At 44.7% G+C, this 23,302-nt stretch carries 15 protein-coding genes; 9 read left to right on the plus strand and 6 right to left on the minus strand.

From position 1 onward, the window contains the following. Nucleotides 1-14: 14 nt before the first annotated feature. From ACVBDY_RS18710 to ACVBDY_RS18720, 3 genes are all read left to right on the plus strand, one after another. Nucleotides 15-3,707: a DUF4450 domain-containing protein gene (locus ACVBDY_RS18710; protein ID WP_447176989.1), complete on the plus strand. Its 3,693-nt coding sequence runs from the start codon at nt 15-17 to the stop codon at nt 3,705-3,707. Nucleotides 3,708-3,775: 68 nt separating this feature from the next. Beyond that, nucleotides 3,776-4,849 (plus strand): glycoside hydrolase family protein, encoded by a 1,074-nt coding sequence (locus ACVBDY_RS18715; RefSeq protein ID WP_447176990.1) that lies wholly within the window; start codon nt 3,776-3,778, stop codon nt 4,847-4,849. A gap of 103 nt (nt 4,850-4,952) precedes the next feature. Beyond that, a complete protein-coding gene (locus tag ACVBDY_RS18720) occupies nt 4,953-7,145 on the plus strand; it encodes an RNA methyltransferase (protein WP_447176991.1) in 2,193 nt (730 codons plus the stop codon). Between the two features lie 22 nt (nt 7,146-7,167). On the opposite strand, the gene ACVBDY_RS18725 is transcribed toward ACVBDY_RS18720, so the two are convergent. Then, nucleotides 7,168-8,085, minus strand: a complete 918-nt coding sequence (locus tag ACVBDY_RS18725; protein ID WP_447176992.1) for a DUF6807 family protein — start codon at nt 8,083-8,085, stop codon at nt 7,168-7,170. Between the two features lie 41 nt (nt 8,086-8,126). Then, nucleotides 8,127-9,182, minus strand: a complete 1,056-nt coding sequence (locus ACVBDY_RS18730) for a GntR family transcriptional regulator (protein ID WP_447176993.1) — start codon at nt 9,180-9,182, stop codon at nt 8,127-8,129. A gap of 282 nt (nt 9,183-9,464) precedes the next feature. On the opposite strand from ACVBDY_RS18730, the gene ACVBDY_RS18735 reads away from it, so the two are divergent. The 4 genes from ACVBDY_RS18735 to ACVBDY_RS18750 are packed head-to-tail and all read left to right on the plus strand — an operon-like array spanning nt 9,465 to nt 15,819. Continuing rightward, nucleotides 9,465-11,573, plus strand: a complete 2,109-nt coding sequence (locus ACVBDY_RS18735; protein WP_447176994.1) for a bifunctional aldolase/short-chain dehydrogenase — start codon at nt 9,465-9,467, stop codon at nt 11,571-11,573. Nucleotides 11,574-11,622: 49 nt separating this feature from the next. Beyond that, a complete protein-coding gene (locus tag ACVBDY_RS18740; protein WP_447176995.1) occupies nt 11,623-12,897 on the plus strand; it encodes a sugar isomerase in 1,275 nt (424 codons plus the stop codon). Between the two features lie 56 nt (nt 12,898-12,953). Next, nucleotides 12,954-14,357, plus strand: coding sequence for an FGGY-family carbohydrate kinase (locus ACVBDY_RS18745; protein WP_447176996.1), 1,404 nt, complete (start codon nt 12,954-12,956; stop codon nt 14,355-14,357). A gap of 34 nt (nt 14,358-14,391) precedes the next feature. Beyond that, nucleotides 14,392-15,819 (plus strand): purine-cytosine permease family protein, encoded by a 1,428-nt coding sequence (locus ACVBDY_RS18750; protein ID WP_447176997.1) that lies wholly within the window; start codon nt 14,392-14,394, stop codon nt 15,817-15,819. 97 nt (nt 15,820-15,916) lie between these two features. Here the strand turns inward: ACVBDY_RS18750 and ACVBDY_RS18755 are convergent, their stop codons facing one another. Continuing rightward, the gene (locus ACVBDY_RS18755) at nt 15,917-18,367 is read right to left on the minus strand and encodes a TonB-dependent siderophore receptor (protein ID WP_447176998.1); all 2,451 of its coding nucleotides are present in this window, start codon (nt 18,365-18,367) and stop codon (nt 15,917-15,919) included. A 269-nt stretch (nt 18,368-18,636) separates the two neighbouring features. Here ACVBDY_RS18755 and ACVBDY_RS18760 point away from each other — a divergent pair, with 269 nt between their 5' ends. After that, nucleotides 18,637-20,103, plus strand: coding sequence for a hypothetical protein (locus ACVBDY_RS18760; protein ID WP_447176999.1), 1,467 nt, complete (start codon nt 18,637-18,639; stop codon nt 20,101-20,103). A gap of 66 nt (nt 20,104-20,169) precedes the next feature. Here the strand turns inward: ACVBDY_RS18760 and rpmA are convergent, their stop codons facing one another. From rpmA to ACVBDY_RS18775, 3 genes are all read right to left on the minus strand, one after another. After that, the gene (rpmA, locus tag ACVBDY_RS18765) at nt 20,170-20,430 is read right to left on the minus strand and encodes a 50S ribosomal protein L27 (RefSeq protein ID WP_447177000.1); all 261 of its coding nucleotides are present in this window, start codon (nt 20,428-20,430) and stop codon (nt 20,170-20,172) included. 73 nt (nt 20,431-20,503) lie between these two features. Further along, nucleotides 20,504-21,148: a 50S ribosomal protein L21 gene (gene rplU, locus ACVBDY_RS18770; RefSeq protein WP_447177001.1), complete on the minus strand. Its 645-nt coding sequence runs from the start codon at nt 21,146-21,148 to the stop codon at nt 20,504-20,506. 106 nt (nt 21,149-21,254) lie between these two features. After that, a complete protein-coding gene (locus ACVBDY_RS18775) occupies nt 21,255-21,719 on the minus strand; it encodes a DUF4199 domain-containing protein (RefSeq protein WP_447177002.1) in 465 nt (154 codons plus the stop codon). A gap of 224 nt (nt 21,720-21,943) precedes the next feature. On the opposite strand from ACVBDY_RS18775, the gene ACVBDY_RS18780 reads away from it, so the two are divergent. Continuing rightward, nucleotides 21,944-23,266 carry a M16 family metallopeptidase gene (locus ACVBDY_RS18780; RefSeq protein ID WP_447177003.1) on the plus strand — a complete coding sequence of 441 codons (1,323 nt, stop codon included), beginning with the start codon at nt 21,944-21,946 and terminating at the stop codon, nt 23,264-23,266. The last annotated feature ends 36 nt before the right edge of the window (nt 23,267-23,302 follow it).

The raw sequence follows: 23,302 nt of genomic DNA on the forward strand, positions 1-23,302 counted from the left end.
AAAAACAGGCCCTTATGTATACCTTCCGGTTATTGGTTATGCTTTTTGCTTTAAGCCTTCTCTCCTGTGGCGGTCCCGAACCGCAGGCAGAGGAAGCACAGAGTGCTGCATGGTGGCACGATAAGGAGCGGGAAGTCCACTATCTGCCCGAGGGAAATGATTTTGTTTTACATAAGGGAAGGCGAAGGTTCAACAGGGCCCTGTACGGCACCAATACCGGCTTCCGGGTAGAGGCCGGGGACCTTCCGGAATTTGCCATGTATATGCCGGGCATGGGAGGAAATTTTAAGCTTGGAATTATCCGGGGAGAAGATAGCAAGTGGATCATTGACTGCGATTCTGTTGCCACCCGTTATCGTCCCGGAAGTATGTTATATACGATAAAGGATAAACTATTGGGTAAAGGAGCCCTGCATCTCCGGATATTGGCGCTTGCAGATGAAGAAGGTTTTGTTCTCAAGGCAGATATGGAAGCGATCCCGGAAGGGACCGAACTTCTTTGGGTATATGGCGGAGCGAGCGGAAAGAAATTTTCCCGTAACGGTGACATAGGAGCCGATCCGGAATCGGTATTTTATCTGAAACCGGAATATTGTACAGGAAACACCTATGACATCAGGGAAAAATCGTTTATGCTCCGTTACGGTTCTGTCCATAATAAGAAAAAACGGGAAAACGATAAGTCTGTGTTCGGGGTTTTTCCGGAAAAATCCGTGGTGCATATTGCAGATGCCGGACAACAATCCTCTCCCCTGTCCATAAATGCCTCCGAAGGGGACTCCCTTCCCGTAATTACAGGAAAACTGGAGGCACAAACTTCGGAAAGTCTGTTCTGGCTGCTCAAAAGAGGGGGAAAAGATGATTTTTCACTTCAGGACGACCCTTCGGAACAATTTCTGTATGCTGAAGAAGCACGGAAACAACTCGCAAACCGGGTTAAGGTCCGTACTCCCGATCCTTATATCAATACGTTGGGAGGGGCCCTGGCCTTTGCCGCCGATGCTATCTGGGAGGCTCCCGCCTATCGCCATGGAGCAGTAGCATGGCGGATGCCGCTCAACGGCTGGCGGGGAGCATATGTGGCCGACCCACTGGGCTGGCATGACAGGGCCGGATTACATTTCGGCAGTTATGCGAATTCCCAGGTTACCGAACCGGCCACAGGGCCGGTGGTGGCAGATACGCTGCTCAACCTGGCAAGACAAAAAGAAGAAATAGGTACGTCCCTGTTCAGCAGCGGATATATAAGCCGGAATCCCGATAATAATACCAAAGCACATCATTACGATATGAACCTGGTTTTTATCGATCAGTTGCTCGACCATTTCCGGTGGACGGGTGATATGGATTTCCTCCGGAAAATGTGGCCGGTCCTGGAGAGGCATCTCGCCTGGGAAAAACGCAATTTCGATCCGGACGGGGACGGAATTTACGATGCCTATGCCTCTATATGGGCCAGTGATGCCCTTCAGTATAACAGCGGAGGGGTTACCCATTCTTCCGCATATAACTACCGTGCCAATAAGATAATGGCACAACTGGCCGAAAAGATCGGGGAAGATACTGCTCCATACAAAAGGGAAGCGCAGCATATCTATCATGCGGTCAATGGACAATTATGGATGCCGGAAAACGGACGATATGCAGAATATAAAGACCGGATGGGCAATAAATTGCTGCATCCTTATCCGGGATTATGGACGGTTTACCACGCTATGGAGGCCGGCATACCCGATCCCTTCCGGGCCTGGCAGCTGCTGCGGTATGCAGATACGGAAATACCACACATTCCCGTACAGGCAAAAGGACTGGGCAAACAGGGATTGTATACGTTGTCCACTACCAATTGGCAGCCTTATACATGGTCGGTAAACAATGTGGCCCTGGCGGAAGTATTACATACCGCCCTGGCCTATTGGCAGGGAAACAGGCAGGAAGAAGCTTTTCGTCTGTGGCAGAGTGCACTCGTAGAAAGCATGTACCTCGGGGCCAGTCCCGGCGGATTTCACCAATTGTCTTTTTATGATGCCATGAGAGGGGAGCTGTATCGCGATTTTGCTGACCCTGTCGGAATGGCCGGACGAACCCTGGTACAAGGACTTTTCGGAATACAGCCCGATGCCATAAACGATACATTGACCATTACCCCGGGGTTCCCGGCGGATTGGGACCATGCATCCCTTGAAGTTCCGGATATTGTCTTTAACTATAAAGAAAACGGAAACAGGGAAGAATATACCATTATTCCAAGGTTTAAGACGGAAATGCACCTGAAGTTAATATTAAGGGCAGCCAAAGACGCAATAAAGTCCGTAACCGTGAACGGAAAAGAAGTCGGATGGAAGGCAGATAAACAGGCCGTAGACAGCCCGGTCCTGGAAATAACCGCTCCGGAACAATCCGGATACGATGTTGTAGTGGAATGGCAAGGCAATGACCTGAAAAAAACCTACCCGGATAGAGACGTACGGCCGTACGTCTCCATAGGAGAGCAAATCCAGATGGATTTCCGTCCTGCCGAAATACAAAAAATTCACGATCCTCAAAAGATATTGAAAAACCCGTCATTCCCGGGGGGCAAATTAATTGCACAGGTAAAGGATACCCCGGGAGAAAAATCGGTTTTTTTACAATTGAAACAAGGTCAATTCAGTTGGTGGGAGCCTTTGGATCTTTCGATACGGCCTAAAGTAGAGGTTGTCCGTTTGGTTAAGAAGGATACTGTAAAAAAAGAAAGAAAAGAGATTGTCTTGCGCAATAATACCCCGGGAGAGCTCACGGGTAAACTGGTAGTTAATCCCGGGGTAAAAGAATACGTAACAGATATTACTTTAGCCGCTAACTCCGAAACGTCCGTAGAGGTCCCTGCCGGAAATCTTATTCCGGGGAGCAATGTATTGGTGTTGAGGTCGGATGAAGAAGAGGTTTTAAATACGAATTTCCGGGATTGGGATGTACAGGCCCCGACCGGTTCACAATGGGAAACCCTGGACCTCTCGTCTTTTTTTAACAGCAGTGTCACTGACATTTTCAGAAATGAATACCTGTCTCCCCGGCCGGTGTCACCTACCTTGCAATTGCCCGTTCACGGTATAGGGAACTGGTGCTATCCGAAAGTGGAAACAGATATTGACGATTCCGGCTGGCGTAAAAAAGCAGGGAAAGACAACCATGTGGAGACACCACAGGGAATTCCTTTCATGACTCCCGGGGAGAAGGAAAAAGATAATATAATCTTTACCTCTATGTGGGACAATTATCCGGAGGAAACAGCAATTCCTTTGCATGGTAAAGCTTCACATTTGTACCTGGTCATGGCCGGGTCTACCAATCCCATGCAGAGCAGGATTATTAACGGAATGGTCACCGTGGAATATGAAGACGGGACCAAAGAAGAACTGGCGCTTAAAAATCCGGAAAACTGGTGGCCGATAGAACAGGACTATTTTATCGATGGATATGCCTTTACTACGGGAGAAACAAAACCACCCCGTGTTTATCTGAAAAGCGGGAATATTTCCCAGGAATTCAAGGCATATACTCCGATAAAAGGATTTACTGAGTTTGGTGTGGAAGGAGGGGCGGCTACTATTCTGGATTTACCGCTTAACCCGGAAAAGGAGTTAAAAACCATAAAGTTGAGATCTGTAGCCAATGATGTGGTTATCGGCCTGATGAGCGTAACACTTCTCCGTGATCTGAAATGATAAATTATGAATACCGGGAATGTTTATTGGCAATAAAGCCTTTATACATTCACATAAAACTTTAAAGTGTGGACCGAAAAGATTTTTTACAAAGTATATCCCTTTTTTCTGCCGGCCTCCTGATCCCGGGAACGGGATTTTCCACAGGTAATCCGGAAAAAGAGGAAAACTTCGGATTTGCGGAAAGACTGGTACCTGTAGGCAGGAGACTGCAGATGGAAGGATATTATGTTTGGTGTAATAGTCCTATAGAGGGACCGGATGGTAAAATTCACGTGTTTTTCTCCAGGTGGGCCGCAGAAAAATCGATGAGCGGATGGATAAGGGGATCGGAAATATGTCATGCCGTAGCCGATCATCCGGAAGCGCCGTTCCGTTTTGTTAGTGTGGTACTGGCTCCGCGTGACGGAGACTATTGGGATGCGACTACCTGTCACAATCCGCATATCCGGTATGTAGATGGGAAATACTGCCTGTTTTTCATGGGAAATTCCAATGGGAAAACCAATACCAAACGTATAGGCCTTGCTACCTCTTCTTCATTGTACGGCCTCTGGCAACGCCCGGACAGCCCCTTGTTGGAAACAGGTAAAGAGGGAGCGTGGGACGATCATTGTACAACGAACCCCTCTTTTGTAAAACACCCCAACGGGGAATACTGGCTGTTTTATAAATCGTGGAATACCCTGGAGTATGAGCAGGCAGCCGGGAAAAGCGTGAGGGGTAACCGGAAATATGGGTTGGCCGTAGCAAAAGATCTGCAGGGGCCTTATGTGAAATACGAAGGAAACCCGATAGTGGATTTTTCCGGCAGGGGAAGAAACGCCCAGTTCGAGGATGCTTTTATCTGGCTCGAAAAAGACCGGTTCCGGATGCTGGCCAGGGATATGGGAGTTTTTAGTGATGATGTAGGGCTTTATCTGGAATCGACGGATGGAATACATTGGGGAGAACCTTCCATCGGATATCATCCTCTCAAAGATTACGCAAACGAACCCCCGCCTCCCGGCTATCTAAAACGGTATGGACGTCTGGAAAGGCCGCAGGTATTGTTTACAGATGGTAAACCTTCCTATCTTTTTACGGCGGGACAAGGAGGAAAATACGGAACTTCAACATCTTTTGTGTTTAAAATAGTGTAGAAAAAGAGATTTTCGTAGTCATAATTGTCCAGGGGGATATGCCCAACCAAATACTGCACAAATGAGTACTAAAAATAACCGCAAAACCCAATCATAATAAGACATGAAATATAGAATATTAAACCCGGAAGGCATATCTAAAAAGATCGTTCTTGGCCTATGGATACTGGCAGGGATAAGTTGTTCCGGCGTCAAGAAAGAAAAACAGGAGACAGGGGAACATATAGACAGGAAAGCACTGGTACAAAGACATAATGTAGTAGTAGAAGAGGCGGATACACTGGCTTCGCTCTCTGTTGGAAATGGAAAATTCGCCTTTACCACAGATATTACGGGCTTACAAACCTTTCCGGAAACTTATCAGAAAGGCATTCCGCTCGGAACACAATCCGAATGGGGATGGGACAGTTTTAAAGACACGATAGGATACAATTTTGAGGAAAGCCTTAAATCTTATGACCAGTATGGGCGTAAAATCACATATGCCGTACAAAGGTCCTCCGAACCAGGGAGAAACAGGGATGCTGCCGACTGGTTCCGCAAAAACCCGCACCGTCTGCAACTCGGCAACCTGGGCTTTGAGATATACAAAGAGGACGGAAGCATGATCGCCGTGGAAGATGTAAAAGACATCCGCCAGGAGCTCGATTTATGGGCCGGGGAAATACGAAGTTCATTTACTGTGGAAGGAGAAAAGGTTGAAGTCCGGACCGATGCACACCCGGAAGAAGATATTATAGGGTTAAAAGTAAAATCCGCGCTTATAAAAGAAGGCCGCCTCAAAATCAGGCTTCGTTTTCCCTATCCTACGGGAGAATGGACAGATGTTGGTGTAAACCGGGAAAATGCCGGGAAGCACAAAACGGAACTGACTGTTTCGGAAGCGGACAAGGCGGAAATTATCCATACGCTGGATACGATGTCCTATGCCGTTAAGATGCAATGGAAGGAAAAGGGAATGGCAGAGCAGAAAGAACCGCACTATTTTGTGGTGATTCCCGATAAAGGCTCAGACACTTTCAGTATGACCTGTTTGTTTGCTTCCCAAGGGAATAAAGAAGTTTCCCTGCCTTCTTTCGCAGAGGTACAATCCGCGAGTACCGATGGATGGGAGTCTTTCTGGAATTCCGGGGGAGCAATAGATTTTTCGGAATGTACGGACCCGAGGGCGGCGGAATTGGAAAGGCGGGTAGTACTTTCCCAGTACCTTACCAGGATACAATGTGCAGGAAACGCCCCGCCACAGGAAACCGGGCTTACCCATAACAGTTGGTTCGGGAAGCCGCATCTGGAAATGCACTGGTGGCACGGTGTACATTTCCCGTTATGGGGTCGGCCGGAATTGCTGGAGAAGAGTATGGACTGGTATGCCAAAGTATCCCGGAAAGCAGGGAAAATTGCCGAAAGACAAGGATTTGAAGGAGTCCGATGGCAGAAAATGACCGATATATACGGTAATGAATGCCCGTCTTCCATAGGATCGGTACTTATTTGGCAGCAACCACATTATATTACCTTTGCCGAATTGCTCTACCGCGCTGACCCGGACAAGAAAACGCTGGAGAAATATAAGGAACTGGTTTATGCTACGGCAGATTTTATGGCGTCGTTCGCACATTATGATAAGGACAAAAAGCGATATATGCTGGGGCCCGTGGTGATTCCGGCGCAGGAACGTTTTAAAGCGGAAGAAACATTTAATCCCACCTACGAACTGGCGTACTGGCGTTGGGGGCTGGAAACGGCGCAACAATGGAAAGAACGCCTCGGTGAAGAACAAAGCACCAAATGGGATGATGTGCTTAACGGACTTTCCCCGCTTCCGGTGCAGGACGGTGTTTATCTTGCCACCGAAAGCGCCACGGATTCTTATACCAATCCGAAATATAAAACGGATCATCCGTCCGTATTCGGAACTTATGGTATGTTGCCTGAAACATCCGGGCTGGATAAAGAAATCATGCGTAATACATTTGATCTTATCTGGAAAGACTGGGTGTGGGAAGATACCTGGGGCTGGGATTTTCCGATGACAGCCATGACAGCAGCAAGACTTGGCCTGCCGGAAAAGGCGGTGGATGCCTTGTTTATGGATATACCTACCAATACTTACCTGCCTAACGGACATAATTACCAGGATAAACGCCTGCGGTTGTATCTTCCCGGTAACGGAGGAATACTAATCGCGGTGGCTATGATGTGTGCCGGTTGGGATGGTAGCGAAGGTGAAAATCCCGGTTTTCCGAAAAATGGGGCATGGAATGTTCACTGGGAGGGCCTGGCAAAAATGCCATAGCAAAAAGCGTTATTCCGAAGAACTACCGGATAAAGTCGCGATAAATATCCTGAATTTCCGCAGTGGTCAGGTTTCCCGGATGAACAATAAGCCGGTTCCGGAATTTCAAGGGTTTTTCTTTGGGTATGGGAATCGGTTTTCTTCCCGGAAAAGCGGCATTCTGCATGCTTTTGTTTTTTCTGAGTATCCAGCCCTGAAATGAAGGCAAGTTACCGGGATCGCAGAAAAGAACGATCCCGGTTTGTTCTTTTTTACCTGTGTTATAATCCGGAATAGCCTGTACCCATCCACCGGTCTTTACCGGGGTGTTTTGGGGAACAACCTCGCCTTGCCCGGAGAAAAATGTTATTCCGTCAGACGATTTGATCCTGGCCGAAAATCCTCCGTATCCCTTATCGTCTTCCGAACCTCCTATTTCTACACCATCCGTCAGGGCGGTCAGGGAAATGTCAAAATCCATAAGATAATAACCTTCTTTCCGTGTATAGGAAATACTGGCCTCTTCGCGGATAACGGATTCTTCTGAATCGGTAACCCAGTAAACAACAGTATTTAATATTCCGGAATTTTTACGAACGTCGGTTCGGGTCGAATCTACTTTCCACCGGATCCCTTCACATAACCAGGGGTCACTTACTCTTTTTCCCCGGACAAATAGTTGGTGCCAGGTCCAGAAAATGCCACGGTGATGCAGGTGATCCTCCGGGAAATCTTCGGTGATAATATCTCCTTCGGGGCCATAGAGCGGGTGAATATAATTGGCCCTGGGGAATTTTCCGTTTTCCGATCTGGTTTCCTTTTGATACGAAAAACATGGAGAATCTCCCTCATAAAGGGTTATTTTATCGCTTTCTTCTTTAAAATGCAGTTGCTGTGCGTAGCTGCCTAAACAAAAAAGGAAAAGCAGGAAATACGCACAGACGCTTTTTGAATTTGACATGGGCAATGGTTTCGATTCCTTAAAGATACGCCGATATTGTATTATACCGAATTTCTGTCGAGAAAACGAAACACATTTTTTACCTGGTCTTTGCTATTATTGAGTAGCATATCTGCAGCGGTTTCTCCCATTACTTTGAAATCGGTGCTGATCACGGTGATGCCCAAAAGTTCTTTAAGAGGAGTATCGTTATAGGAAATAATGCCGACGTCCTCTCCCAATACGAGGTGTTGTTCCCGTACCTGTTTTACCAGATTGACCAGGTCGTTTTCTTCAATGATAACATAGGCGTCACGCGATTGTAATCCCATATCGTCGTAAATTTCATTCAGTATCTCAAAATCAAAAGAGTGTTCCACACAGAATTTACGGAAGCCGTGTAGTATGCGAAGCGGATAGGGATAGATGGATTTTTGGGGATATACCAGAATGAGTTTATCGTAACGACTCAGTTTTTCCAGTCCTTCGGTTAATGCCTGGTAGATGTCGTTCTCAAAATCCTGGTAGATGGAAGCATATTTTCCGGACACGGATGGTTTGCAGTTGTCCATCAGCAGTAATTTGTCTTTTGGGATCTTTTCTATGGCTTTCAACACTTCGTCCGTATTGCTGATATGCATCATTTTTTCATTTTTAAAATGCGGCATGATGACATAATAATCATAGGCCCCTATATTCTTTTCCAGGGTTTTTACAAAGAGGGACTCTTCGCAGTGATAAATAAAAAGATTGACATGGCCGTTAACCCCCACACGGTCTACAAAGGAATTGTATATCCGCATTTTATAGGAGCTCAGTTTGTTTACCATAAAGAAAATGTTGATCTTGGAAATAAGGTCCGTACGTGCCGTATAATATCCCTTGCCTTTAACGGAAACAATAATCTTTTTTTCTTTTAACAACCGGTAGGCTTTTTCTACGGTATCCCTGGAAAGGTAGCATTCTTCACTCAGTTCGTTAATAGAAGGTATCTTCTCTCCTATTTTAAGATTCCCCCTTGCAATGCCCTCTATAATAGAATCTACGATCTGTTTGTACTTCGGTACTCTCGAATCTTCGTTTATCCTTATGTCTGCAATAGCTGGTGCAATATTCATAGTTGGTATTTTTAGTGTTAATATATGGAGGTTTTGGTAAATTAGTGCATAAATTTTTTCTAAAAGGTAAAATTAAATAATTTTGGTGTATATTCTACACTATATCTTGAATATCTAATAATTAACTACTTGTGAGCAGCACACCACAGGATAGTTGTTTTGCGTATAACTTATATTTTCGTCCATGCTTGAATAGAGAATCTTAATCCATGAAACGAGACATAACCGGCCGGCCTCAGAGACAGGCCAGGGGATGTTCTTGGGAACTAAAAATGTAAATCGATGAAAATACTGGAAAAGAAAAATTTCAAATATGTGGACTACCTATGGGAGGAGGAAAAGGCCGCCGCTATGGAGGGCAATGAAGTGGATCTGCTGCTTTACCGGTCCAACCTACTTGGATCGGACCTCCGGATAACGAATTACGGAGGAGGAAATACGAGTTGCCGTACCATAGAAAAAGATCCTCTCACCGGTGAGGATACGGAGATCATGTGGATCAAAGGTTCCGGGGGAGATATAGGCAGCCTGACCAGAAACGGACTGGCCGGACTGTACGTGGATAAACTACGGTCCCTGAAAAAGGTATACCGGGGGCTGGAACATGAAGATGAGATGGTGGCCTTATTCAATCATTGTATATATGATCTGAACAGTAAGGCACCTTCTATAGATACACCACTGCACGGGCTTTTGCCTTTTAAACATATAGATCACCTGCACCCCGATGCCCTGATAGCAGTTGCAGCGGCAAAGGACAGTGAGCAAATAACTCGGGAGATCTGGGGAGGCACTATGGGCTGGGTACCGTGGCAGCGTCCGGGATTCGACCTGGGGCTGCAGATAGAAAAGTGCCTTGCGGATAATCCGGGAATACGGGGAATTATACTGGGTAGCCACGGATTGTTCACCTGGGGAGATACTGCTTATGAGTGTTATATAAACAGCCTTGAGGTAATTGAACAGGCATCCGCATATATAGAAGATCGTGTAAAATCCAATGGCAGTGTTTTTGGCGGGGAAAAGATAAAAAGCCTCGATCCGCAGAAAAGGAAAGATCAGGCGGCGACAATAGCACCGTTGTTAAGAGGTCTTTGTTCTTCCGAAAAAAGAATGATAGGACACTTTACAGATGCTGACAGGGTTTTGCAGTTTATAAACAGTAACGACCTGGAAAGACTGGCTCCTTTGGGAACTTCCTGTCCTGATCATTTTCTGCGCACAAAGATACAACCCCTGTTGTTGCGCCTGGATGCGGATACGGACCTGGCCAATCCGGCAGAGATACTTGAAAAACTGAAACCGGCATTTGAGCAGTACCGTGAAGAATACGAGGAATATTACGAAAGTTGTAAGCGGGAAAACAGCCCGGCCATTCGCGATGCCAATCCGGTAGTGATCCTATGGCCCGGGGTGGGCATGTTCACTTTTGCCAAAAACAAACAAACCGCACGTGTGGCATCGGAATTTTATATTAATGCCATTAACGTCATGCGCGGGGCTGAGGCCATAAGCGAATATACGTCCCTGCCACGGCAGGAGGCTTTTGATATAGAATATTGGTTACTGGAGGAGGCAAAATTACAACGTATGCCCGCAGAAAAGACCCTTTCCAGAAAAGTTGCTGTTGTTACAGGGGCCACCGGAGGTATAGGTAAGGCCATAGCAGATAAGCTGGTAGCGGAGGGAGCTAATGTAGTACTTACGGACCTGGACGAAAATCTTTTGAAGGAAGCCGAAGAGACCTATAAAAAAGATGAAGTTTCCTCAACGGTCTGTGATGTTACCAAAGCAGTGTCTGTTGAAGCGGCATTCCGGAAAGCATGTATGGATTTCGGAGGTGTGGATATCATAGTTCATTCTGCGGGACTGGCCATTTCCAAATCCCTTCCGGATACTTCGGAAGAGGACTGGGAGCTGTTGCAAAACGTACTGGTAAAAGGACAGTTTCTGTTGGCAAAGGCCGGGGTAGATGTTATGAAAAAACAAAATCTTGGAGGAGATATTATAAGTATAGCCAGCAAGAATGGCCTTGTAGCCGGGCCAAACAACGTGGGCTATGGTACGGCCAAAGCAGCCCAGCAACATATGTCGCGTCTTCTCGCAGCCGAACTGGGAGCGGACAAGATACGGGTGAATACCGTAAATCCGGACGGTGTAATCGTAGGGAGTAAAATATGGGAAGGCGAATGGGCCGAAGGAAGAGCCAGGGCTTACGGTATAACTGTAGAGGAACTTCCCGCTCACTATGCCAAAAGGAATCTCCTGAATGAGATCATCCGTCCGGAAGATATTGCCGGAGGCGTGTATGCCCTGTTGGGAATACTGGATAAAAGCACCGGGAATACCATTAATGTGGATGGTGGTATGGCCAACGCTTTTGTACGATAAAAAAAGATGACATTAAATTTGACAAGATATACCTGGAATACAATAGAGTATGAGAATTGACCAGCAGGAAATAACCGATTTGAACAAAACCGGTACGGACACACATAAACGTAACCTGGAAGGATTGAAAGCAGCCTATTCCGAATCTCTTATAGAGACGGTAGTAAATAAGCTTTCGGACTTCCAGGTAGCACTACCGAGTTGGGCATTGGGGGCCGGTGGAACGCGATTCGGGCGTTTCTCCTATGGTGGAGAACCCGGTTCCCTGGAACAAAAGATAGAAGATATCGGTATAATACATCAGCTTACTAAAACCGCAGGTGCGGTGTCTTTGCATATTCCCTGGGATATTCCGAAGGACGTACAGGCCGTAAAAGAACTGGCGGATTCCCTGGGAATTACTTTTGATGCCATGAATTCTAACACCTTCCAGGACCAGGAAGGCGCGGCCCAAAGTTACAGGCACGGTTCTCTGAGCAGTGTGCACCAGGCAGCCAGGGAACAGGCCGTTGAGCATAATATTGAAGTGATACGCATCGGGGAACAGCTCGGGTCCAAAAGCCTGACCGTATGGTTGGCAGACGGAGCTAATTTTCCGGGGCAATACAATTTTCAGACTACACTTAGACATACTGAAGACAGTTTAAAGACTATTTACAGGGAGTTACCGGAAGACTGGAAATTATTAATCGAATACAAGCCTTACGAGCCTAATTTCTACAGTACTGTAATCCAGGACTGGGGTACGTCGTTCATGCTGGCAAACGCTTGTGGAGAAAAGGCGTTTACTCTTGTAGATCTGGGGCATCACCTTCCCAACACCAATATAGAACAGATTGTTGCTACATTGATGATGCAGGGCAAACTCGGAGGATTCCATTTTAATGACAGCAAATACGGAGATGACGATCTTACTGTAGGTTCCGTAAAGCCATATAACCTTTTCCTTATTTTTAACGAACTGGTTTATGGTATGGAGAATAATCCGCAGAATCCTTCCCTGGCCTGGATGATCGATGCCAGTCATAACATAAAGGATCCGCTGGAAGACCTCATACAATCACTTGAAGCCATATTAATTGCCTATGCCCAGGCTCTGTTGGTAGACCGAAAAGCTATTACGAATGCACAACAGGACAGTGATGTGGTGCAATGCCAGGAAATTTTACAGGATGCCTACCGTACGGATGTAAGGCCTTTACTCCGGGAAGCCCGGCTTCGCTCGGGAGGTGCTATGTGTCCCATACAGGCCTACCGCGAACTGAAAGTGAGAAAACGACTGATTGAAGAAAGAGGAATGAGAGTAAGAGCAACAGGACTATAAATAAACAGATAATGGGGAGATCTCCCCATGCCAACCAAATTAAACAACCTGGACCGATGACCGCCAAAACCGAGGTAACCGCTGTTTTTGATATCGGAAAGACAAATAAGAAGTTTTTCCTGTTCGACACTAATTTCAAAGAAGTGTACAGGGAATATACCATGCTGGATGAAACAGAAGATGAAGACGGCTATGCCGCGGAAAACCTGGAACAGTTGCAACAATGGCTGAAAGGACTTCTCGATCGTATCCTTCATGCGGAAGAATACAAAGTAACAGCCATCAATTTTTCCAGTTACGGGGCCAGCTTTGTACATGTGGATGAAAAGGGAAATGTACTCACACCACTGTACAATTACACCAAACCTGTACCGGAAGAAATTACAAAGGAATTTTATGAGACCTATGGCGACGAACTGTCCTTTGCGACTGAAACCGCTTCTCCACAGGCGGGAATGCTGAATTCCGGAATGCAATTGTATTGGATAAAGAAGACCAAGCCGGAAATATTCGAAAAGATTAAATACGCTCTTCATTTTCCGCAATACCTGTCTTATTTGTTCACCGGTATTCCGCTTAGTGATTATACCAGTATAGGCTGCCATACCGGGCTGTGGAATTATGAGGCCAACGATTATCACCGTTGGGTATACAAAGAAGAAATAGATAAAAAACTTCCTCCCATTGTACCTTCCGGGACCAGTTTGAGCATGACTTATAAGCGGAAGAAAATCAAGATCGGGGTGGGGATACACGACAGTTCGGCTGCGCTTTTACCCTATATTCTGAGTGAAAAGAAACCGTTTTTGCTGGTGTCCACCGGAACCTGGAGTATTTCCCTGAACCCGTTTAATGAAGAAGGGCTCTCCGGGGAAGATGTGGAGAACAATTGTCTGAACTACATGCGTACCAATGGGAAAAGAGTCAAAGCCACCCGTTTTTTTATGGGAAACGAATATCGTATACAGGTAAAAAAACTGGGAGAATATTACGGCAAAGCTTATGGATACCACCGGAAAGTGAAGTTCAACAAGAGATTATATCTTAAACTTATTTCCAACCCGTCCATGCATTTTAAGTTTGAAGGGATAAGACTCCGAAGGAAAAAACTGAATGAAACCGACCTGGCTCCCTTTTCCACTTTCGAAGAAGCTTTTCATCAGCTGATGATTGAACTTATGGAATTGCAGGTGGAAACTTCTCGGAGGGCTATAGGGAACACTGAAATAAATAAAATATTTATAGATGGTGGCTTTACGGATAACGATGTCTTCGTGAAGTTAATGTCCCATCATTTCCGGGAATTCAAGGTGAGGACAACACGGAATTCACTTGGGTCTGCCCTGGGTGCGGCTATGGTGATCTCCGAAGAAAAGCCAGGCCCCAAATTTTTAAAGAAAACCTATAAAATGGAAAAACTAGCGCCCCTGCTTCTTTCTTCCAAAAGAGATGTAGTTTAAAACGGTGCTCCAACCAACCCTTAATTTTTACAATATGGAACAAACGCATACAGAAGAACAAATACTCGAACTGACCTCTTCCACCGGGGGAGAATACGAAAGGGAAGCGGTCCCGGAATCGCGGTGGAAAGGCTGGAAGAGTTTTCTTGGTATGTATGCCGGCGAACACGCAGCAGGGACCGAATTTGTTATCGGCCCCCTGTTCCTCACCACGGGGGTAAGTGCCTTTGATCTGATTATCGGATTGTTGTTGGGAAATTTCCTGGCTGTGCTGAGCTGGCGGTTCCTCACGGCGGAAATTGCAGTTAAATACCGATGGACGCTATACTATCAACTGGAAAAAATTTGCGGAAAACGCCTGGTTACCGGATATAACCTTGCCAATGGTATATTGTTCTGCTTCCTCGCCGGATCTATGATTACCATATCTGCGACTGCAGTAGGGATTCCATTTAATATGGAAATGCCCCGGCTAACGGATACGATGCCAAACGGTATAACCTGGATTGTTATAGTTATAGCCATAGGCCTGGTGATCTCCGTCATTGCAGCACGGGGCTATGACATGGTATCCAAAGCGGCAAACTGGATGTCGCCGATTATCGTGCTAGCATTTCTTTTGTGCGGAATCGTAGCATTAAATCAGCTTGGTGTTTCGAGTTTTTCGGATTTCTGGAATGTATGGGGTGAAGGTTCCGAGCCTTTTCCCGGGCAGGTAAAATATACCTTCTGGCATGTAATGTTATGGTCCTGGTTTGCCAACGCGGCCATGCATATAGGAATGTCAGACCTAAGCGTATTCCGATATGCCAAAAAAGCTTCGGTAGGATGGACCAGTGCGGCAGGAATGTATGTAGGGCATTACATGGCATGGATTGCAGCGGCATTGATCTATGCGGTATACCTGCGCTCTCCCGAGGTACAATCTATTCTGGCTGAAGGGCAGGCACCTTCTGTAGCTCCGGGACCACTTGCATATAATACTATAGGGATATTCGGTATCATAGCGGTAATCCTTGCCGGATGGACTACGGCCAATCCTACTATTTACAGGGCAGGGCTGGCATTTCAGGCCGTGATGCCCAAAGCATCTACATTTAAGGTCACCCTGCTGGCAGGGGGAATAGCTACTCTGGCAGGACTTTTCCCTGCAATAGCCATGAAGTTACTGGATTTTGTAGCGTTGTACGGATTTATCCTGGCACCTTTCGGGGCAATTATTGTTTTCGAACATTTTTTTGCCGACCGTTGCGGTGTGCGGAAGTTCTATGCAGAAAAGACCGGGAGCCGGTTTAATACTGCGGTGTTTCTGGCATGGATCGTCAGTTTTGCGGTGTTTTACTTTATTTCTCTGCAATTTGATATATTCCTGTCTTTTGTAACCCTTCCCACATGGATCTGTTGCGGGGTGTTGTTTTTAGTATTCAGCAGGTATTTTCAGAAGAAAATAGTAGTGAGTTAACAGATTGAATTAGTTAGTTGGTGTGTAAAACCCTGCCGGTCTTCCTTTTGTGGAAAACATCGACAGGGTTTGTCTTTTTCGGATAAAATTATTGGTTTTAGAACGTATAGGAGAAATTAGCCGATATATTCCTTGTCCACTGTGGATTTATCGTAGACCATCCCGTATAGTATTCTTCGTCCGTAATGTTATTGAGTTTCAGGGTCACACGGAAATCCTTGCCGCCATAAAATACAGAAGCATTGAGAACGGTATATTCCGGAAGAGTAAAAGTTCCTGCAACGTTCCTGTTCATGATCTTGTTCTCACCGGCATAATTACCGCCGAAGCCTAGCCCGAAACCTTTTAGTTTACCAGAAGTAAACTGATAATCCGCCCATAGGTTAGCCGTGTTTACTGGGCCGGCGGATTCAGGTCTTTTCCCTTTGAAATCGGCATCTCCTTCTTCCAGTTCACTGTCTATGTAGCTATACCCTGCGATAAGGGTTAACCCGTGTACGGGATTGGCATTTACAGAAGCCTCGAAACCTTTGTTTCGTTGTTCTCCGTCCTGGGTATAGTAATAATTTTGGGCATCTTCGTCAATTCGAAGAGTCTTGTCAGAGACTTTTATGTCATAATAGCTCAGGGTAGCCTGTAGCTTGTCATTAAACAGGTTTAACTTGGTCCCGAATTCCAGTTGAGTGGCATGTTCCGGGTTAAAGGAGCGTACGGTTTGCAATCCGTCCCTGACTTCCGTCTGCGGGGCCACATTGGTAAAACCATCCATATAATTGGCAAATAGGGAAACCTGGTCCAGAATGGGCTGATAAACCAATCCGAATTTGGGAGAGAATGCAGTTTGGTTGTACGTATTGTTCCAGAAACGGTCTACACGCAAACTGGCCATGGCAGATAGTTGGGGAAAAAAGTTAATCACATCAGAAGCATATGCACTGAATATTTCCTGAACTGCTCTCGAAGGGTTTATTTTGGAGCCGGAAAGCAAGGCATCAGTCCCGGCCTGGGTAAGTACTCCGCTGTCATCGGTGTACTGTGCAGGGTCAGAAATCTGTAATATTCCCCGGTTGAATGTTTCCAGGTCAGAACCTATGTATACAAGCCCGTTCACTACATAAGGGCTGCTGTTATCGGTAGTGTTGGTTTTCAGGTAATCCAGCCCTACGACCAGCCTGTTTCGCATAGACCCAATTTTGAAGTCGCCGATAAAGTTTTGCTGTATATCCGTTCCTATTGTTTCCGAGTTTTGTTTGCTTAGATACCTGGAGAGTATGATTCCATTATCTAAAGTCACGGAAGCAGCGGCTTCTGCCGTTGTTGTCCCTTCATAGAGATAGGAATAGTACCCGTCCGATTTAGCCGATGAGGAGGAGATGGAAGTCTGGGAAGTCCATTGATCGTTAATTTTATAATTCATCTGGGCCTGTAAGCTGAAAGTAGGGTTGTCCATATACAGGTCGTTGCTGGTGTATGATCTTTTATGATCGTAGCCCAGTTCGTCCATATTATGAACCCGTAACGGGTTTGCCCGGTCCAGGAACAGCATGGTCTGGTTAGTCGTTCTTCCGTTATATATTTCCGTATTAACAAAGAAAGATAATTTGTCATTTACTTCATAAGAGAGGGAAGGAGCGACGTAAAAAGACCTGCGGAATCCGGCATCCTGGAAGCTGTTCTGCGTGTGGTATGCACTGTTTACCCTCAGGTAAATGTTTTTTTCAGTACTCAGCGGAGTATTTACATCTACGGTAACACGGTTTTGTCCATAGCTGCCCGCAGTATAGGAAATATTACCTCTGAAAGCGTTGAACGGTTTTTTGGTGACGATATTAATCAGTCCGCCGTAAGATATAAGGCTGCTGCCGTAAAGTGTTGCAGAAGGGCCTTTTATAACTTCTATGCGTTCGGTATTTGCTAGATCCGGGCTACCGTTGGTAAGGGCGGGAAGTCCGTTGAGCATGGTGGGCTGTACGGCAAATCCACGTACGGCAAAGTACCCGGCCCCGTCGGTCCCCCTTCCGGTGGGTTCCCATAGCATGGTTACCCCCGGAGCGTTTCGTAAGGCATCGTTAAAGTTAGTGACAACCTGGTCTTCCAGGAGTTGGCTTCCGATGCTGTTAGACACTTGAGGGTTCTCAATATCCTTTAAAGGCATTTTGGAAACATATGCACTCTCCTTCTGGGCATATTTGTTGGTTTTATTACCTTCCACGATCACTTCTTCCAGTTCTTCCTGTTGTTCCTTTAGGATGATTTCCGGAATTGTGGTTACTTCATTACTTCGGACTACGATCCTGGTTTCGCTGGTTTTAAAACCAACCGAGGAAGCTTTAAGGATATATGCTCCGGCTTGCACACCGGAAATCTCATAATTTCCCTTATTATCGGTAAGCGTACCTTTTGCAGTACCGTTTTTGCCTACGGTAATGGTTACGTATTCTATAGGGGAGTTATTTAGGGAAACAATGGTACCTTTTATGGTTCCGGTTTGTGCCAGCGTTGTGGCGGAAAAACTCAGAAAGGCAATAAAAAATAGTAACCTTCTCATAGGACTTGTTTTTATTTAGATTTATTTTAAACAGTGCAAAAGTATTTAACGGACTTTTAAGAACAAAGTTTTTTATGTTTTATTTCTACTTCTTTAATATGTTGTATATCAATTCGTAAAATGTTTTTGTGTACATTTTCTCTCTCTGGTTGAAAGGATATGTGGAGTTTCATTATGGACACACGGAATATGTTTAAAAAAACCGTACAAAACCCGGTTACATTGTTGAAAACAGATATTTTTATAGCATAAATCAAAACAGGAAATATATGAGACAAAAAACTACTACTTTTTTAGCTTTGATATTTTGTTGCTGTTGGGGATTCGGACAGGAGATACTCTGGAGGAAGAGTTTGGCTAAGGCCGGTCCGGATGTGCACATTGCCGAGTCTTTTCAGGTGATTAACTCCGAAAATGACGATATAGCCATGTTTCTCAAGAGTAAACAAAATGTGTTGGGTTATCTTTTGGATAGTTTGTTCCGGGTTAAGGCTTCTATGAGTTCGTTCAACCTCCCCGCAAAGTATAATACGATAATCGGGAGTTCTGTGGAAGAGGATAAAAATTATTACTTATACCTTACCAACAACAGAAAGAAGAAGTTCGGAATCATTAATTTTTCTTTCGGCGATGGTGGTTTTGAAACCAAAGAACTGGATTTGAAATTAAAGGACGAAAAATTTGTACAGACCTTTAAGATAGATAATCATCTTATTGTATTGACAGTTACTAAATTCTCTTCTGTACTGAATCTGTATTATTTTGACGGTTTTCAGTTTACCGTTAAAAAAGTTGATATGGAAAAACTCAATTTTTTAAGCAATACGGGAAAAAAATCGAACCTGTATTCCATGTTAACTACGGCCCAGGGACTGGCCAACAATGTGGATATTGAAAAGATAGACGAAAATACGCCTCATTCCATTGAATCCGTTTCCGCGCTGACTAAGATATACCGGGAAGGTGACAATATTATAGTCACTTTTGATGAATATGACGATTACACGCAGATACTAACCCTCAACCTCCTATCCCTGGAGTATGATTTGAGATCATTTTATAAACCGTTGAGCAACTATACCCTTTTTAACCGTAAAAAAACGAATACGTTTAAGTTCCGGGATAAGCTGTTCGCTTTTGTTACGACTTCCGATAGAATGATATTTACCGTTAATGACTATAAAACCGGGGAATTGATCAAAGAGTTTACGGCAAAGGAAGACGATACGATCTATTTTAAAAATACCCCTATCGTACAGGAAGGCGGAATATATGATTCGTACCGGGAGATGGAGAAGACAAAAAAGTTTCTGCGTAAAGCTACGTCTTCTACCATAGGAATTGCCGTGTACGAGCGGGGAGATCGTTACCATATAGCCTTAGGAGGCAAGCAGAAAGTAGCCGCGGGAGGTATGGGTATGTTTCCTATGTTCGGGGCTGTAGGGGGTGTAGCGAATTTTGCAACGGCCAATGTGTTTTATAATCCCGGATTTTTTGCCTTTCATCAATACAACAGTACTAAATCTGTGTATATTAACGGTCTTTTCGATAATGCTTTCGAACATATCAATGGGGTGATGGACTTAAATGTCTTTGATATGATAAAACAATATAAAGAAGAAAACGAGGACGCCAATATAAAGGGAGAAACGTTATTCCGCTACAAGGATTATTTCATCTTAGGAGGATATTCGGATAAAACAAAATCTTACGAACTTCGCAGGTTTAAAGATTAGGAAAAGAAAAAGCCTTCGTTCACAGAACGAAGGCTTTTTTATTCTTTACGAAAAGACATGTTTTGCTTATGCCTCAAAAGGCACAATAGAAACATAAGATTTATTGTTCTTTTTCTTTTCGAATTTTACGATACCGTCAATTTTCGCGTGAAGGGTATGATCTTTACCCATGTACACATTTTCACCCGGATTGTGGGCTGTGCCGCGCTGACGAATAATGATATTTCCGGCAATGGCAGCCTGCCCGCCGTATATCTTTACACCAAGACGTTTAGATTCTGATTCCCTACCGTTCTTGGAACTACCTACACCTTTCTTGTGAGCCATTTTGTTCGGTTTTTTGCCTTGTTACCCTGTGGAAAACAAGGGTGGGTTATACTTTAGTTATTACTTCCGGGGGTTATTTTTCAATACCGCCGTCCAGTTTTTCCTGTAATTCTTTTAGTTCATCCCATTTACCATCGGCAGCAAGCTGAGCTTGTTGCGGCCATGTATCGGGAATTTTGTTTGCATAGTTCGGACCGGCTTCGGTAAGAATGTCTTTCAACTTATCTACGGAAGTGGCAGCGAGGTCTGCATAAGTAAGGATTCCTGCACTGTTGAACAACTCGGCTATTTTAGGACCGATTCCTTCAACTTTTTTCAGGTCATCTCCTTTTTTGGCTGCTTTTTTTGCAGGTGCTTTTTTTGCGGGTTTTTCCGCACTGGCTTTAGAAGCCTGTTTTTTTGCTCCGGAAGCAACGATGCTTTCAACAACGATTTCAGTCAGGGCTTGTCTGTGACCGTTTTTCACTTTGTAACCCTTACGTCTTTTTTTCTTGAAAACGATTACTTTGTCACCTTTAAGGTGCTTTACTACTTTGGCTTCTACGGAAGCACCATCTATAGCCGGGGCGCCGATGGTAATGTCACCTGAATTGTCCAACAGAAGAACATTGTCAAAAGAAACTTTTGCTCCTTCATCTTCTGCCAGGCGGTGTACGAATACCTTCTGGTCTTTCGCAACTTTAAATTGCTGCCCTGCTATCTCTACAATTGCGTACATAGCGTTTAAATATAATTTAATTATCCAAAAAAGCCCATGCCTATGGCAAAGGCGGGTGCAAATATACGCCTAAATACTTAAAAGGCAAATGGGTTACGACAATTTTTTATACTTTTTCAGGCACCTTTCGGGAGAGGTTCCAACTGGGTTTGAATTTTTGCATAAAAGCAAGGGTAAGTACTACGGACGAAGCGAAGCCCTCCACAGCAAGGATAAAGAGCAGTATGCCCGGACGCTGGTTATAGCTTTTGATCCAGGTATTCATTATCTTTTCCGGGAAAGTAGGGTCCAGGTGAAACATGTATATGCCCATAAACCCAACGAAGATAAGTGTGGCAATAAAGCCGGTGAATATTCCTGTAGTCGCTCCGGCATAATAATCGAATTTCTCGCGTAGCACAAGGCGTTTGAAGCGGATGGAAGCATATATACCATAGGCTACGATAACCCCGTTGAGCAAGCGAAGCCATATATTTTCGTGAAGGTTGAACAGCCTTACGATCAGAAAGTAGGCAATTAAAACTATTGCCGTTACGATACCATATCTGAGATGAATGTGTTTTGCTCCCATAATCTTTTTAAATTATTGGATTAGAGGTATTAAGTTACAAAAAAATATATGATCAAGCCAAAATCTTTGTTATTTTTAACCGTAGTTTTCTGAAAAAAGAGGATTTCCGTAACATTTGATGCCTATAGTATACTAATATTGTAATACAGATGTATATTGCGATTCTGAAAGGTTTTTTGGCTTTTTGAGTATCACAGAAGAAAAATAACACAAACACAACACCTATGAAAAAAAGATTTTTACCCATTGCTTTACTGGTAACTTCACTTTTTACAGCTACAGCCCAGCAGGTACCTTTCGAAGAGTATGACCTGGACAATGGCCTGCACGTTATCCTCCATCGGGACAATACGGCTCCGGTGGTGACTACGGCGGTAATGTACCACGTCGGTTCGAAGGATGAGAATCCGGAACGTACGGGGTTTGCCCATTTCTTTGAGCATTTGCTTTTTGAAGGGACGGAGAATATTGACCGCGGACAATGGTTTACAATTGTTACGGCCAACGGCGGACAAAACAACGCGAACACCACCCAGGACAGGACTTATTATTACGAAGTATTTCCTTCCAATAACCTGGAACTCGGATTGTGGATGGAATCCGAAAGAATGTTGCACCCTGTAATCAACCAGATAGGTGTAGACACACAAAATGAAGTGGTAAAGGAAGAAAAACGTATGCGGATGGACAACCAGCCTTACGGGCAGTTTGCCACGGCCCTTTTTGCCAATTTGTTTGAAAAACATCCCTACCGCTGGCCGGTAATAGGTTCTATGGAGCACCTCGATGCCGCTACGCTCAACGAGTTTCTCGCTTTTAACGACAAGTTCTATGTGCCTAACAACGCGGTTCTTGTTGTTGCGGGTGATTTAGATACTGGCAAGACCAAAAAAATGATTGAGGATTATTTCGGAGCTATTCCGAGAGGAAAAGACATAAACAGGGAATCCTTTACGGAATCTCCCATAACAGAAACAAAAAAGGCACGTTTCGAAGACCCGAATATTCAGATTCCCGCTATCCTTACCGCATATCGTACACCCTCTATGAAAGACAGGGAAGCTTATGCGCTGGATATGATCTCTTCCATACTGAGTGACGGTAAATCGTCCCGGTTATATAAAAAACTGGTGGACGAAAAGAAAAAAGCCATGCAGGTAGGAGCTTTTAACTATTCTCTCGAAGATTACGGGGCTTACATTATATATGCGCTGCCACTCGGAGGGACTTCACTGGATGACCTGGTTGCAGAGATCGATGAGGAAGTGGCAAAACTGCAAAACGAACTTATCTCCGAAAGGGATTATGAAAAACTGCAAAACCAGTTCGAGAACAAGTTTGTAAATGCAAACTCCAGCATAGAAGGTATAGCCAATTCCCTTGCCAGGTACTACATGTTGTACGGTAATACCAAACTGATCAATGAGGAAATAGATATTTACCGTTCCATTACCCGTGAAGAAATAAAGGCCGTTGCTAAAAAATACCTGAACCCCGACCAGAGACTGCTTTTGGAATATGTTCCCAAAGAAGGAGGAGAAAACTGATACAATGATAAGAGGAAGTATTCTAAAAAATAAATT

The organism is Sinomicrobium halophytocola (assembly GCF_052983395.1).